The organism is Acetobacteroides hydrogenigenes (assembly GCF_004340205.1).
Classification (GTDB): Bacteria; Bacteroidota; Bacteroidia; order Bacteroidales; family ZOR0009; genus Acetobacteroides; species Acetobacteroides hydrogenigenes.
This window is the reverse complement of the sequence record NZ_SLWB01000015.1, coordinates 26,622-39,771: the sequence shown is the minus strand read 5'-3', so window position 1 is coordinate 39,771 and position 13,150 is coordinate 26,622. Positions and strand designations below refer to the sequence as shown.

The following is a 13,150-nucleotide window of genomic DNA, read 5'->3' as shown; positions in this document are numbered from 1 at the left end:
AAGGGTTGCAAATGGGGCTAAACTTGTTTTCGAAATCAAAAAACACGAAGGCATGTTTAAGCTTGAAAAACAATCGGACAAGGCAGTTTTAACGATCTACGGATATGTTGGGGGTTACTACCTAGACTTTAGGGCCGTTAATGCCGCTTTAGAAGATATTACCAAATCGGGCTTCTCGAAACTTGACTTCCATATCCACACCTACGGGGGAACCGTATTCGACGGGAACCTTATCTACAACTTTATTTCATCATTTAAGGGAGAGGTAGATATCTATATTGATGGTATTGCTGCCTCGATGGGTGCCATAATCATTATGGCCGGGACTCGCATTCATATTGCGGAGAATGGCTACCTAATGATACATGCGCCTAGAGGCGGTGCTAGCGGTACAGCGAAGGACCTTGAGCAATCGGCTAAACTCCTAAGATCGATGGGAAAGAACTTTAGCGCAAAGCTTGTTGCCCGTACCGGAAAAACAGAACAGGAGGTTAACGCCTGGTTAGATGGTACCGACTACTGGTTTGATGCTGATGAGGCCATTGCCTTAAAGTTGGCAGATGACAAGTTTGACGCGAAGGGTATAGTAGCGCCGATAACGATGGATGAAGTTAAGACTTTGGGTGCCGAGGCGGTTTACCAGAAGTTTACTGCATGCCTAGAAACTGAATCACAAATTCCAAAAAGTGAAATGAACAAGGATGATCTTATCAAAAGGTACGGCCTTACTACGGTAACGGCACAGAGTACCGACGAAGAGGTATTGGCCGCTGTAGATGCTAAGATTAATGCGTCGGCGAATGCCGCTAAGGAAGCAACCACCGCCGCAATTGTGGCTGTAGTAGACCAGGCTATTGCCGATAAGAAAATCACCAAGGAGCAAAAGGATAGTTACGTTGCTCGTGGCGAAAAGTTAGGCGTAGCCGAGCTAACCGCAGTATTTGGTGATATGAAGCCTTACGAGCCAATCGCTGGCCATATTCAAGGTGGTAAGGGTGGTGATGGTAAGCCAAAGGACGATCGTAAGGATTGGACTTTTGACGATTACCAAGCCAAGGCACCTGCCGAATTGGAGGCAATGCCAAAGAACGACCCGGAGACCTTTAAGGCCATCTTTAAGGCTAAGTATGGCACAGAGCCCGAAATCTAGTATCAATTTTTACCGTTAATACAATGAAAGCATTTAAGCTATTTGCATCCGTTTTATTGTCGATTTTGGTTAGCACGGTAATGGGCGGCAGCGTTGCAGTCGCTGCCTCATTACCCGTGTTGCCAACCATTGGGGCATTTACCGTTGCCTCGTTTATTCCAACCGGGTTGACCGGAGGTTTTTCTATGGCTACCGTTTATAAGGAAGTTTGGACGGGAGAAGTAATAAATGCCTTGAGTACGGCGGAGAATGCCACGTTCCTCGATGGAATTGCCAACTACGACAAATATGTAAGCGCCGTAGGCGATGAGGCGCAGGCAATTCACCTTGTTTATATGGGCGTTGAACCGGACGTGCTGATTAATAACACGACCTATCCTATTCCATTACAAACCTTAGATCAGGAGGATGTTGTTATTACCTTGGATAAGTACCAAACGAAGGTTACTCCAGTTACCGACGATGAACTTTACGCATTATCATACAAAAAGATTCAAACCGTAAAGGATCGCCATGCATCGGCTATAGCCAAGTCGAAGATTGCAAAGGCCATCCACGCACTAGCGCCAAGCGGAGACACCGAAAAGATGCCTGTAATTCTTACTACTGGTGCTGATGATGGTACGGGAAGAAAGAAACTAGTGTGGGCAGACCTACTAATTCTAAAGCGTAAGCTAGACGCGCTACAGGTGCCAGCCGAAGGACGTAGGCTTGTTCTCAATAACGATCACCTGAACGACCTTTTGGAATCGGATGAAAAGTTTAGGGATCAGTTCTACTCTGCTAACGGTACACTTTACAACCGTTACGGGTTTGAGTTCTACAACTACGTAAACATGCCTTACTATACGGTAGCAACCAAGGCTAAAAAGTCGTTTGGCGCAACCCCTGCGGTAGGTGATAGGCAGGCATCGGTGTTCTTTAGCCTTGAGCGTGCAGCAAAGGCAACAGGATGGACTAAGATGTACTATGCAGAGGCCGCAACCAACCCACGTACACAGCAAAACGAGGTTAACTTCCGCCACAACTTTATTGTGATGCCAACAAGAGAAGAGGCACGTGGAGCGATTATCTCGGCAAGCGTGTAAGCGTACTGAAAATAATAATTTGAAATTACCGAGCCAACAATGAACCAGGCAGTTGATAAAAACAACCTATCGCAAAGAGAATTGCTGATACTCGTAGCAGATCGCCAAGAAACTATGAACCAAAAGATGGACAAACTTTCGGGGGATTACATTGAGCTACATACTAGGGTTACCAAGTTGGAGACCCGCCAGCAGACAATTGCAGCGGCTTGGGGTGTTGGCTCGGTAATACTGACAATAATCATCAACCTTTTAAAGTTTTGGTTATGACAAAGGCAAAAAACGATACTGAAGGTAAGGGAAACCTACTTGAAGAAAAGGATAAGGCACCGCTTAACGGCGAGGGAGCAACATCCCCCGAGCCCACCCCGTCCCCCTCGACTTCTCCCCTCGACTCCGCTCGGGGAACGATTGGGGAACACGTAAGCGGTGAGGAAACGAATAAAAACCCTGAAGAAGGTGCCGCTAGCAATAGCAGTACTGAAGCTAATGCCCAAACGGGCGAAGGAAAAGGAGCGTCCGCAGGCAAACCAGAGAGTGGAAAAGAAGAAAAGGCCCCTTCGAAAGACAAAAAGAAGGAAGAGGCGGACGCTCCTAAACCAAAACCATCGACCCAGCAAAAAAAGGCTGCAGATGCTGCTAAGACCATTGTTGAAATGATGGATGCAAACAAGGTGGATGTACTCTTTGAAAACTCGAAGGGTGAATTCTTCACCAACGACAACCTTGCCCACCTATCGGAAAAGGGTGCAAAGGACAAGGTAAAATGTCTTAGACGCGAGACGCTTGAAATGCTTATTAAATCTGTTGAGTAATGTTACGACCAGTAGATATATCGAAGGGAGTACCAGGAGCATCGTCGACTATTACCGATAACATTTGCGGATTGCTGCTTAACGGTCCGGCCGTTGCCGCAGCGGGTGATGTTACCGGTGTTGTAAACGGAACGGTTTATAGCATCACCAAGCTGAAAGATGCCGAGGCGATGGGTATTACCGCTGCCTACGATAGCACCAACAAGGTGAGGGTACATCGCCACATTTCGGAGTTCTACCGCATGGCACCTGAAGGCACTAAGCTATACTTTGTTGTTGGCGCAGTGGCTAAGACCATGAAGAATCTGATTGAGGAGTACGGGCAGGCGTTAATTGTGGCATCGGCTGGATCGATCTTTTATATCGGAGTAGCATTTAATCCTACGACAGGTTACGCACCTGTAGCGCTAGATGGCATAGAGGACAAGGTGCGTGAGGCTATTGCCCCAGCGCAATCCCTACACGATTGGAGTTGGAACACCGATAGACCCGTGTCTATTTTCCTTGAAGGTCGAGGGCTTTCGGCAACTGGAGCCACCGCGCTTAACCTAAGAGGTATTACGGTAGGTGTAGACATCCTAAAGGCTACACATGTTACGCTTTGCGTTGGACAGGATTACGACTACGCCGCAACGCAGGATGCCATTGGGCAAAAGTTTGCGGATGTAGGTACCCTACTCGGAACAAAGGCATCCATAAGCGTGAATAGGAACATTGGCGAGGTGGAAACGCTTAACATTAGCGATGCCGTAAAGGGTGTTTGGCTAAATGCGGGATTGTCGAACCACAAGACGCTGCTTGAGATGGATGCCGACCTGGGCGACTTTGACACCAAGGGCTACGTGTTTGGCGTAACCTACACGGGCGTTTCGGGCGTTAGATGGAACGGTGATCACGTATGTGCACCTGCAACGGTGGACGATAACGGCTATATGTCGATTTCGACCATTGGACATGGGGCTACCATCAACAAGGCAAGCCGCATGCTTCGTGCAAAGCTGCTACCTAAGATCAAATCGCAGGTTCCCGTTGATTCTAAGACAGGATTACTTCCAAAAGGTGTTGTAAAGTACTTTGAAAATATCGGCGACGAGGCATTTGAAAAGATGGCTAAGGCCGGGGAGATCACCGACGGAGCAACAACCGTTGATCCGAACTCTAACCTGTTGAGCGGAAACAAGGAATTGCTGGTATCGTTTACCGTTGTTCCAACCGCCTCGATTGATAAGATTAAGGCAACCATTAACCTTAAAACTTCGATCTAGCCATGAGAATAATGAATAATGGCAAAGCCTACGATAGCGGTGATGTTCAGATTGCACTATTTGGTAGAATTGATTGGGAGGTTACCGGCATTAACTACAGCACCGAGCAGGAGCACCAACCAAACCACTCGTTGGGGAGCAATAGGCAAACCTCGTTTAGCATGGGTAAGGTGTCTCACACAGGAGATATTACCATTAGGCTTGCATCGGCCAGCGCAATGGAAAAGGCTGCTGGAGGTTCGATACTGAACATTAAGCCATTCCCAATTAACGTTACCTACGTTAACGATGATAATGACATCATTAACGATACCATTCTTGCCAAGTTCCAGAGTCAAGGCCGTGAAGTAGGCGGAGACATGGATTTAAAAAAACAGTACACGCTGTTTATTCTTGATATCGATTACAACAACATTTAAAGGCACTTTCTAAAATGGCACAACAAAAGGATAAAGCAAAAGAGGTGAAACTACCTGAAGGCGTTACGGAAGAAATGATGAGCGCTTGGAAAGAAAAGTACGGCGAAGATAAGGTAAAGATAATCGCTCTTCCGAAAGATGACGATGGCAACGAATTCTTAGATGTAGTTGCTACGGTTCCATCAAGAAAAGCCGTTGGAGAATTCGAAAAGTGGTTGGATCGTGACCCTAACAAGGCTAAAGAGATACTAATCAACTCGTGCCTGCTAACGTCGAAGGAGCAAGTAAAGTCGGACGATGGGCTATTCTACGCCGCATTTGATGGCATTACCCAGCTTCTCCCTGTAAGAAAGGCCATCATAAAAAACTAGTAGAAGGCTATCCTACTATCGACATCGTCGATGACGAGGATAGCCGCACTAGAGAGAGTGCCAACTTTATCCGGAGGGGAAATGCGCTGATATCGTTTTATCTGCATATCCCCTTTCCGGAAAGGCTGGATGACGAGACTTGGATGGAGAAGTATAGGCAGATTCAATGGATTGCCGCAACAGGATTACTAGGAGCAAAATTCAAAAATGAACAGGATCAGCATTAACAGCATACTTGCCCGCTACCAGTACAGCTTTGGCTACGTTGCCGGGAATGTGGCAAAGGTAGTTGCCAATAGGGTGTGGGCGAACTTGGTTAAGCTGCACCAGTACTCGGATGTTGAATACTCCGGTAGTGGAAATAAAGAAATACCGCTCTTTGAGGTTGGGGATATCAGCTTTGCCAATGTAGAATTTGAGAATTCGAAAAGCGGCAGGGTTTACAAGTTTGGAACGCCGGGGGAATACGGCGTTGGAAAGAAGTTTCTGGCGCCACCACTTATGGTATCGTTTAGCAGGGGGAAGAATGTGGTAAAAACGGCCATTGACCGTAGCGAGATTGAGGTAATTGAGTACTTCGGTCTTAAACCATACACCATTAAGATACAAGGTATTTTAATTGATATGGAGAACCACGGCTATCCAAGCGAACTGGTACAAGAGGCTAACCGCATGTTTGAAGAGCCCGGCACATTTAAGGTAACTGGGACAATTTTCCAAGACCTTGGAATTTCCGAGATTTTCTTTGAGGACGGCTTTGAAGTTTCGTTTGTGGAAGGTTATGCCGACACAGTAAAGTTTAGCGTGGATGCGACTATGACCTCGCCGTTGGAACTAATTGCAACCGGATTATAATGCCATTTCAAAACAATTGCAATGTACCTGGAACCTTGTGCTAAAATTGAGGCTGGAGCGCTAACCTTTATAAACTTTCGATCGATAGTGATTGAGGAGAGCGTAAAGGAACTAGGCGGCAAAGCAACCGTAACGCTGCCCCGTAACTATGCCAAACTGAACGGTAAGAGCGTGCTCGAACTCATAAAAACAGGCGACCCCGTAACTATTTGGCTCGGTTACGACGGGAAACTTGAAAAGGAGTTTACCGGGTACATCCGCGAAATTGAAAGCGAGGCTCCTCTTGTACTGTACATTGACGATGACCTATACCCGCTTAAGCGTACGAACTTTAAAAAGGCTTGGAAGAGCGTAACGCTGAAAGAACTTCTCCAATTTATTGCTCCTGGTTATGAGGTGAATTGTCCGGGTGTAAATCTCGGTGCTTTCCAAATAGCCAACGTTAGCGCCTTTCGGGTGCTAATGGATATCCAAAACACCTACGGTCTTTACACAATAGTAAGGGGTAAAACCTTAACCTGCCAATTTCCATACGACATAAAAGGTACAGGGCAAATGCACACCTATACCTTTTACACCCCAACCGTAAAGAAAAGTAACCTGAAGTACAAACGTGCTGAGGATAACAAGGTACGGGTAAGGGTTACAAGCAAGCAGCGCAACGGGAAAACGCTAAAGGTAGAGGTTGGAGCAAAGGAGGGCGAAGGTTCGGTTTACGAAACATCGTTGCCGACCATGAGCGAGAGCGAACTTAAAACCTTTGCCGAGAACTGGTATAAGAAACTTTGCTTTGATGGCTATCAAGGCAGCATAACAGGCTTTGGAACTCCCCGGACAAAGGCAGGCGACACCCTTAAGATCGTAGATAAGGAAGAGCCAGACAGAGAGGGTAACTACCTGATTGAGTCGGTAACAATTACCTACGATTTAACCGTAGGGTTTGAACGAGAAAACAAGCTAAGCTTTAAAGTGTAATGGGTGCAGAAAGCGCATTTGAGCAGGCGGTACGCAAGATAATTGAAAAGTCGACACCGATTACCATTACTGAAGGTACGGTAAAATCGGTGGACAAGGCAGCGCGAACCTGCGATGTTGAGCGGGACGATTTGCCCGAACTCTTTGATGTGAGGCTTACGGCTACGCTTGAGCCTGGGGATGATGTTGCAACCATTTTCCCGACGCCGGGAAGTAGGTGTTTAGTGGCGCTAGTTGAAGGTCAACCGACCGACGCATTTATGCTGAGCGCTACGGATATTGAAGAGGTGGCGGTTAGGATAGGTGAAAGCGAGATGGTGGCGAATAAGGATAAGGTATCGGCGAAGTGTGGATCCAGCGAGGTTACACTTGAAAAAGCCGGGTTAACTATAAAGAAAGACGATAGTCTAAAGAGCATACTTGAAAGCATTATAGACCAAATGGCGGCAATTACGGTAACTGGATCGTTTGGAACGAGCAGCATACCTGTAAACTCGCCACAGATGGTAACGATTAAAGCGAACATTGCTAAACTGTTTAAAGGATAAATTATGGCAGACTTTAGAAAGGCTTTGGAGCATGTCCTCGGAAATGAGGGCGGCTACGTGAACGACCCCGATGACCCAGGTGGGGAAACCTACAAGGGGATTGCAAGAAAGATGAACCCTCAATGGAAAGGTTGGCCACTAATTGACAAAAGGGACTTTAACAACCCGTTGTTAGCCGACTTGGTGGCGTCATTCTACCACTACAACTACTGGGAGCCAATAAGAGGTGACCAAATCACGTCGCAGCTTGTAGCCGAATCGATCTTTGATTTTGCAATAAACGCCGGGGTTAAAATCTCTGTTGTGCTAGCGCAAGCGGTTGTTGACGTCCCTACTGACGGGAATCTTGGACCCGCTACGTTAGTGGCAATCGAGGGTATTGAAGAGGATCACTTCTTAAGCGATTTTACCATTGCAAAAATTGCCCGCTATATATCAATCTGTAAAAAGCGACCAACATCCAAAAAGTATTTTTATGGTTGGGTGTGCCGCGCATTGGGGGAATAAACATGAGCTTCATATCAAATCTTTTTTCCGGAGGTATTGGCAAAGTAGCCGATGGTATTGGTAACATCCTTGATAAGGTAGTTACCACTGACAAAGAGCGCATGGCGCTTGACAACGAGATGCGCAAGGCGGAACAGCAGTTCCAACTTGAAAACCGCAAACTAGACCTACAGGAGCGAGAGGCAGAACTTGCCGATACAAAAAGCGCGAGAGACACGGCTTCGGCTATACAGACCAGCGCAAACGCTACAGCCCTTTCGAAAAATACAGGTCCATACCTGGCACTTGGCACCGTGGCGCTAACGTTTATCCTGTTTTTTGCGGTGCTATTCCTTAACAAACAACTTGTAGCATCTAATACAAAGGATGTGGTTATATACATTCTTGGGGTGCTATCGGCTGTGGTAACGCAAATCTTCTCGTTTTATTTTGGTTCGTCACAGGGAAGCCATGATAAACAAGGAATGTTGAATGCTCTTAACTCTAGGAAGTGATGAGACGGGGGGTGCTGCTTGGTGATGATGGGGACCTGATGGTTGAGAATGGAGGCATTGTAATAGGGCAAACCGACGATCAGAATGTGAGTATGCTTATTTCGGCCTCGAAGGGTGAGTTTAAGCACGCCCCCTCACTTGGCGTTGGTCTGGTTGATTTTATTAAGAAAAGCGGCACCTCTGCATCTGAAGAATTAAAACGTAGGATATCGGTTAACCTAAAAGCAGACGGCTACAAGGTTAACCGATATAGCCTATCTCCTGCAGGAGAACTTAACCTTGACTATGAATAAGGCAGTAGTACAACAAGGACAAAGCATCTTAGATGTTGCTATCCAGCAATGCGGAAGCGTAGAGTCCATTCTTGATATGGCCGCGCTTAACGGCATTAGCGTTACCGACGATCTGAATGCAGGAGCCTCGCTTGTAATGCCCGATGCCAAGGATGGCAAGGTGGTATCATACTACAGCGTAAATAGGGTAACTCCGGCAACGGCGGTGACCCTTGATGAGATTAATCAGCATCCCGTTGGCGGCATAAACTTCATGGGCATAGAAATCGATTTTATTGTATCCTAGTATGGCACGAAGCATAACAGAAATAAAGAACACCATTTGTGCGGAGTTTATGGGCAACGAATCGGCGGCAGCCATCTACCGCTTTAAGGTGGGCGATGACTTTAGCGCAACCTTCAGCACGGTGTCCGTTGAGAGCATCCTGTTCTACACGGTGGCCGTTTGTATTTGGACATTGGAGACGTTGTTCGACCGATTTCGATCGGATGTTAGTACTAGGATAGATGAGATTATAGCCCATCGCCCAAAGTGGTACCGCGACAAGGTTCTTGCATTTATGAAGGATAAAACGCTTGTTCCGGACAAGGACTACTACGACACCTCGGCAATGAGCGAAAGCGACATTGCAGCGGCTAAGGTGGTAAAGCATGCGGTGGCTACCGAGAATAAGGATGCTTCGATCCTTACCATCAAGGTGGCCGGGGAAACCAACGGCACCCGTGCCCCGCTGGCAAAGGAGGTGGAGGCGCAGCTTGTTTCCTACATTCAGGAGATCAAGGATGCTGGCGTAAGAATCAACTTGGTAAACATTGCTCCGGACGAGTTCAACCTTTCGTGCGATATCTACTACAACCCGATGCTCTTACCCGAAAATGTGCAGAATGCTTGCATCGATGCGGTTAATGGCTACATCGAAAACCTACCATTTAACGGCATGTACACCAACATGGATTTGGTGGATACCCTGCAAAAGGTTGATGGCGTTAAGGTGGTAGAACTGCGAGAATCGTCGAGCAAGGAGGCTGGCGTTGATACCACCGAGGCCATCGATGCTGTGAAAGTTCCTGCCGCTGGATACTTCGTACTGAAGAGTTCCACCTTTACCATGAAGCCTTATGAGCAGTAGAATCTACGATATTGCATACAAGAAACTAGTGCTAATGGTGCTACCGACGATGCTGCGTAAGCCGCTGCTGGTAGCCATTGCCAATGCCATGATATCTCCTGTAGTTAGCCTGTACCGCTCGTTTATGCAGTACCGAGATGAAACCAACTACCGCCTCTACCACAACGGGCAAACGTGCTACCTCCGCGCCGTGCTTAACGACGCCTTTGATCCTACAATCCGACGGATCACCGTTACCGATGGTGACATTTCGGGTGCGGCAGTTTTCATTTACCAGCGATCGGAGAGCAAGTTTAAGATGCTGAAGCGGCGTGGTGAGGGTGCTCTGTTGATTTCACGACGCGGGTTTTCGGGAACAACCGGGTTTGACTTCATGGTGAACCTACCATACGATCTGAAGGGAATAGACGAATCGCGCCTTAAGGCAATAACAAACACCTACAAACTGGCAAGCAAGCGCTACGCCATCAACTACGTGTAATATGGATAAAATTATAGGAAACTACCTTACGCAAAGCAACCGCGATTTTCCGCTCGATGCGGAAACGCTGGACTACATACAGGGCAACGTTGCCATGATTGCCATGCTCGGCAATATCGGCGGGGATAAGATAATCCTTGCCGGATGCGACTTAACCAATGGCGGTGCTAACCGCTCGGAGGGCTACGTATTTGTCAGGACTCAGGCTTTTCCGCAAGGTGAGATTCTTCGCTTTGAGGGAGGAGCGGTATCTGCAGGAATGTACGTTAAAACCGAATCAATATCGGTGGATGCTCAGGGCAACTCCTATCCAACGGCCTATACCCGCCGTTCGCTGGGTGCAGGAACCGGTAACGAGAAGTTTGCCTGGGCAGACTTTAAGTCGATAAAAACTAACGTTGAGCTGGAGGCTAAGGCAAAGGCGCTGGAGGAGGCCATTGCGCTGCTTGCTCCTCCACCATTGGGGATTGCGCAGATTTGGGCGGGACACTGTACGCCTGAAGCAATTCCTGCAGGTTATGCCTTGTGCGACGGTTCTACGCTTTCGGCAACCGATTATCCGGGGCTATACGCCAAGATTGGTAGGCTGCACACACCCAGTGCGGTTGGGCAGGGTTACTTTAACCTACCAGACTTAAGGAGCAGGTTTGTTGTTGGCTTTGACCCTAATGATGTCGACTATGATGTTATTGCTAAAAAAGGTGGCTTAAAGAGTGTAACGTTGACAATTGCTCAACTGGCAAAACACTGGCATCAATTTCTAGCGAACCGATTACATGATAGCGTTTCTTCAGTTTACGAAAGGGTCGGCACTTCAGATTACCCAACCAACGGCGACTCAAACTGGTCTAGAGGATACGACTACAAATCAAAAGAGGCTGGCGGTGGCGAGTCGCACGAGAACCGCCCTCCATACTACGTGATGGCCTATATAATGCGTTTGGGATAACTTAAAATAGAGCAAAATGGCACTACGAAGCATATCGCAGCTTAAGAGTTGGTTTAAGAAAGGGATGTACCCCACCGAGTCGCAGTTTGGCGATTGGTTAGATTCGTTCTTTCACCGTGAGGATAAGATTCCCGTTGGCTCGGTGGATGGGCTAAGCGAGGCAATAAATAGCAAGGCGGAGCAATCGGCGGTTGACACGCTGTCGCAAAGCGTATCCGCTATCAGCACTAAGGCAGATGGCGCAAGTAGTGCTGCATCGAGTGCGCTAGGAGATGCCAAACAAGCCCTATTGGATGCGGCTACGGCACAGGCAACCGCCCAGCAGGCCATTGCGGATGCGGCAGCAGCCATAACGGCTTTAAAGGATGGCGTAGCAACCGAGGGTGACACGCTTGCTAAGCTATATGCAAGCATTCAAACGCTAAAAGCAATTGTAGCCTCACCTGATGTTAACCTCGACACCGTTCAGGAGATCGTTACGTTTATCAAGAATAACAAGGATGTTATTGATTCGATTTCTACCAATAAGGTAAACATCTCCGATATCGTTGATAACCTTCTTAGCACAGATATCAACAGGCCGCTTTCTGCAAACCAAGGCAAGGTGCTGAAGGATTTGCTCGATGCGCTTACTACATCTTTAGGCAATAAGGTAGATAAGGTGATCGGCAAGCAGCTTTCGACTGAAGATTATACCACCGAAGAGAAACAGAAACTGGCCCAACAATCGGGGGTAAACACGGGCGATCAGGATTTGTCCGGATTGCAAGCCAGATCGGAAAAGAATCAACCCAATGGCTTTGCTGGGGTAGACGAAACTGGCCATATTCCTGCTGTTTTGCTGCCATCCTACGTTGATGATGTGCTCGAGTTCGCGAACTTCGCCGCCCTGCCTGCTGTAGGTGAGTCGGGGAAGATCTACATTACCACGAATGACAATAAGCAGTACCGATGGTCGGGCTCTGTTTACGTGAACATAGCCGCGAGTCCCGGTACTACCGATTCCGTTACCGAAGGTGCCACCAACCTCTACTTTACTGAAGGTAGGGTTCGTAATGCTGTTTTGACGGGAATCTCGTTTTTGGTTAATCAGGCTATTACCGCTACCGATTCGGTTTTAGGTGCGCTAGGAAAGCTGCAAGCACAGATCACTGCGCTTGGTAATAGTAAGGTGGACAAAAATGGCACCGACACGCTGATGACCGCAGCCGAACGCGCGAAGCTTACGGGCATTGCCGAAGGGGCAAACAACTACGTACACCCTACGTCGCATCCTGCATCGATGGTTGCTTTGGCGCAGAATAAGACGCTTGTTGGGAATTCGCAGGGGGTAGCCGCAGAGGCTGATGTTATTGCAGAATGGACAATTGGAGCAAACCAACCTGGACAAAAAGAGGCAAAAGGTCTAGTTATGGAGGCAGTGGTTAGCGATGGCAGCATTATTGCTATTCCTATTATTGTTCGCAAGGCTGTGACCCTAACTGCCGCAGGTCAAATACAAATTTTGAATGACTCCTATGCGGGAATGTTCTACGTAATAAAAAGCATTACCCTTATTGCTCGTAACTTGGCTTCCGTTACGCAGTACCCAACGCTTTCGGTAGGTTGTAATGGTACGTGGAACGATATCGCCGCATCGCAAACACTAAATGCATTGTCAAACGGTACTAACGCAATTACGCTTACTGCTAATGCGGGAAAATCTCTTATTGAAGCAAACACCAACATGGTGTTGAATGTTGCAACGCCAATTATTGGGACTGGTACTTTCAAGATAGTTGTGGAGGGGTATATATGCTAGTGCTTAGAA

At 47.5% G+C, this 13,150-nt stretch carries 18 protein-coding genes; all 18 read left to right on the top strand.

Annotated features, from left to right (window positions below; genetic code table 11):
- Positions 1-52: 52 nt before the first annotated feature.
- Entirely contained in the window at positions 53-1,150 is a 1,098-nt protein-coding gene (locus CLV25_RS13155; protein WP_131840125.1) for a head maturation protease, ClpP-related, read from the top strand.
- 23 nt (positions 1,151-1,173) lie between these two features.
- Positions 1,174-2,238, top strand: coding sequence for a hypothetical protein (locus tag CLV25_RS13150; protein ID WP_131840124.1), 1,065 nt, complete (start codon positions 1,174-1,176; stop codon positions 2,236-2,238).
- A gap of 39 nt (positions 2,239-2,277) precedes the next feature.
- Positions 2,278-2,508: a hypothetical protein gene (locus tag CLV25_RS13145; RefSeq protein ID WP_131840123.1), complete on the top strand. Its 231-nt coding sequence runs from the start codon at positions 2,278-2,280 to the stop codon at positions 2,506-2,508.
- Complete coding sequence (locus CLV25_RS13140; protein ID WP_131840122.1) at positions 2,505-3,053, top strand: hypothetical protein; 549 nt, start codon at positions 2,505-2,507, stop codon at positions 3,051-3,053. Before CLV25_RS13145 ends, CLV25_RS13140 begins: the two co-directional genes overlap by 4 nt.
- Positions 3,053-4,318 (top strand): DUF2586 family protein, encoded by a 1,266-nt coding sequence (locus CLV25_RS13135; RefSeq protein WP_131840121.1) that lies wholly within the window; start codon positions 3,053-3,055, stop codon positions 4,316-4,318. The genes CLV25_RS13140 and CLV25_RS13135 overlap by 1 nt, the downstream gene beginning before the upstream one ends.
- A 2-nt stretch (positions 4,319-4,320) precedes the next feature.
- Positions 4,321-4,737 carry a hypothetical protein gene (locus tag CLV25_RS13130; RefSeq protein ID WP_131840120.1) on the top strand — a complete coding sequence of 139 codons (417 nt, stop codon included), beginning with the start codon at positions 4,321-4,323 and terminating at the stop codon, positions 4,735-4,737.
- 14 nt (positions 4,738-4,751) lie between these two features.
- A complete protein-coding gene (locus CLV25_RS13125) occupies positions 4,752-5,108 on the top strand; it encodes a hypothetical protein (RefSeq protein WP_131840119.1) in 357 nt (118 codons plus the stop codon).
- 207 nt (positions 5,109-5,315) lie between these two features.
- On the top strand, positions 5,316-5,963 hold the full coding sequence (locus CLV25_RS13120; RefSeq protein ID WP_131840118.1) for a DUF6046 domain-containing protein: 648 nt from the start codon (positions 5,316-5,318) through the stop codon (positions 5,961-5,963).
- 21 nt (positions 5,964-5,984) lie between these two features.
- A complete protein-coding gene (locus CLV25_RS13115) occupies positions 5,985-6,938 on the top strand; it encodes a hypothetical protein (protein ID WP_131840117.1) in 954 nt (317 codons plus the stop codon).
- Complete coding sequence (locus tag CLV25_RS13110) at positions 6,938-7,486, top strand: hypothetical protein (protein WP_131840116.1); 549 nt, start codon at positions 6,938-6,940, stop codon at positions 7,484-7,486. The genes CLV25_RS13115 and CLV25_RS13110 overlap by 1 nt, the downstream gene beginning before the upstream one ends.
- Before the next feature lie 3 nt (positions 7,487-7,489).
- A complete protein-coding gene (locus CLV25_RS13105) occupies positions 7,490-7,993 on the top strand; it encodes a glycoside hydrolase family 108 protein (protein ID WP_131840115.1) in 504 nt (167 codons plus the stop codon).
- 2 nt (positions 7,994-7,995) lie between these two features.
- Positions 7,996-8,487 (top strand): hypothetical protein, encoded by a 492-nt coding sequence (locus tag CLV25_RS13100; RefSeq protein WP_131840114.1) that lies wholly within the window; start codon positions 7,996-7,998, stop codon positions 8,485-8,487.
- Positions 8,487-8,780 carry a hypothetical protein gene (locus CLV25_RS13095; protein ID WP_131840113.1) on the top strand — a complete coding sequence of 98 codons (294 nt, stop codon included), beginning with the start codon at positions 8,487-8,489 and terminating at the stop codon, positions 8,778-8,780. The genes CLV25_RS13100 and CLV25_RS13095 overlap by 1 nt, the downstream gene beginning before the upstream one ends.
- Positions 8,773-9,066, top strand: coding sequence for a hypothetical protein (locus CLV25_RS13090; protein WP_131840112.1), 294 nt, complete (start codon positions 8,773-8,775; stop codon positions 9,064-9,066). Before CLV25_RS13095 ends, CLV25_RS13090 begins: the two co-directional genes overlap by 8 nt.
- A 1-nt stretch (position 9,067) precedes the next feature.
- Positions 9,068-9,910, top strand: coding sequence for a hypothetical protein (locus CLV25_RS13085; protein WP_131840111.1), 843 nt, complete (start codon positions 9,068-9,070; stop codon positions 9,908-9,910).
- Positions 9,900-10,391 (top strand): hypothetical protein, encoded by a 492-nt coding sequence (locus tag CLV25_RS13080; protein ID WP_131840110.1) that lies wholly within the window; start codon positions 9,900-9,902, stop codon positions 10,389-10,391. Before CLV25_RS13085 ends, CLV25_RS13080 begins: the two co-directional genes overlap by 11 nt.
- Position 10,392: 1 nt before the next feature.
- Positions 10,393-11,340 carry a tail fiber protein gene (locus CLV25_RS13075; RefSeq protein WP_131840109.1) on the top strand — a complete coding sequence of 316 codons (948 nt, stop codon included), beginning with the start codon at positions 10,393-10,395 and terminating at the stop codon, positions 11,338-11,340.
- 16 nt (positions 11,341-11,356) lie between these two features.
- Positions 11,357-13,141, top strand: coding sequence for a hypothetical protein (locus CLV25_RS13070; RefSeq protein WP_131840108.1), 1,785 nt, complete (start codon positions 11,357-11,359; stop codon positions 13,139-13,141).
- Positions 13,142-13,150: the final 9 nt, after the last annotated feature.

What these genes read in the sequence shown, in the direction of transcription:
- CLV25_RS13155 (WP_131840125.1), top strand. Translation starts at nt 53, where the DNA reads ATGTTTAAGCTTGAAAAACAATCGGACAAGGCAGTTTTAACGATCTAC.
- CLV25_RS13150 (WP_131840124.1), top strand. Translation starts at nt 1,174, where the DNA reads ATGAAAGCATTTAAGCTATTTGCATCCGTTTTATTGTCGATTTTGGTT.
- CLV25_RS13145 (WP_131840123.1), top strand. Translation starts at nt 2,278, where the DNA reads ATGAACCAGGCAGTTGATAAAAACAACCTATCGCAAAGAGAATTGCTG.
- CLV25_RS13140 (WP_131840122.1), top strand. Translation starts at nt 2,505, where the DNA reads ATGACAAAGGCAAAAAACGATACTGAAGGTAAGGGAAACCTACTTGAA.
- CLV25_RS13135 (WP_131840121.1), top strand. Translation starts at nt 3,053, where the DNA reads ATGTTACGACCAGTAGATATATCGAAGGGAGTACCAGGAGCATCGTCG.
- CLV25_RS13130 (WP_131840120.1), top strand. Translation starts at nt 4,321, where the DNA reads ATGAGAATAATGAATAATGGCAAAGCCTACGATAGCGGTGATGTTCAG.
- CLV25_RS13125 (WP_131840119.1), top strand. Translation starts at nt 4,752, where the DNA reads ATGGCACAACAAAAGGATAAAGCAAAAGAGGTGAAACTACCTGAAGGC.
- CLV25_RS13120 (WP_131840118.1), top strand. Translation starts at nt 5,316, where the DNA reads ATGAACAGGATCAGCATTAACAGCATACTTGCCCGCTACCAGTACAGC.
- CLV25_RS13115 (WP_131840117.1), top strand. Translation starts at nt 5,985, where the DNA reads ATGTACCTGGAACCTTGTGCTAAAATTGAGGCTGGAGCGCTAACCTTT.
- CLV25_RS13110 (WP_131840116.1), top strand. Translation starts at nt 6,938, where the DNA reads ATGGGTGCAGAAAGCGCATTTGAGCAGGCGGTACGCAAGATAATTGAA.
- CLV25_RS13105 (WP_131840115.1), top strand. Translation starts at nt 7,490, where the DNA reads ATGGCAGACTTTAGAAAGGCTTTGGAGCATGTCCTCGGAAATGAGGGC.
- CLV25_RS13100 (WP_131840114.1), top strand. Translation starts at nt 7,996, where the DNA reads ATGAGCTTCATATCAAATCTTTTTTCCGGAGGTATTGGCAAAGTAGCC.
- CLV25_RS13095 (WP_131840113.1), top strand. Translation starts at nt 8,487, where the DNA reads ATGAGACGGGGGGTGCTGCTTGGTGATGATGGGGACCTGATGGTTGAG.
- CLV25_RS13090 (WP_131840112.1), top strand. Translation starts at nt 8,773, where the DNA reads ATGAATAAGGCAGTAGTACAACAAGGACAAAGCATCTTAGATGTTGCT.
- CLV25_RS13085 (WP_131840111.1), top strand. Translation starts at nt 9,068, where the DNA reads ATGGCACGAAGCATAACAGAAATAAAGAACACCATTTGTGCGGAGTTT.
- CLV25_RS13080 (WP_131840110.1), top strand. Translation starts at nt 9,900, where the DNA reads ATGAGCAGTAGAATCTACGATATTGCATACAAGAAACTAGTGCTAATG.
- CLV25_RS13075 (WP_131840109.1), top strand. Translation starts at nt 10,393, where the DNA reads ATGGATAAAATTATAGGAAACTACCTTACGCAAAGCAACCGCGATTTT.
- CLV25_RS13070 (WP_131840108.1), top strand. Translation starts at nt 11,357, where the DNA reads ATGGCACTACGAAGCATATCGCAGCTTAAGAGTTGGTTTAAGAAAGGG.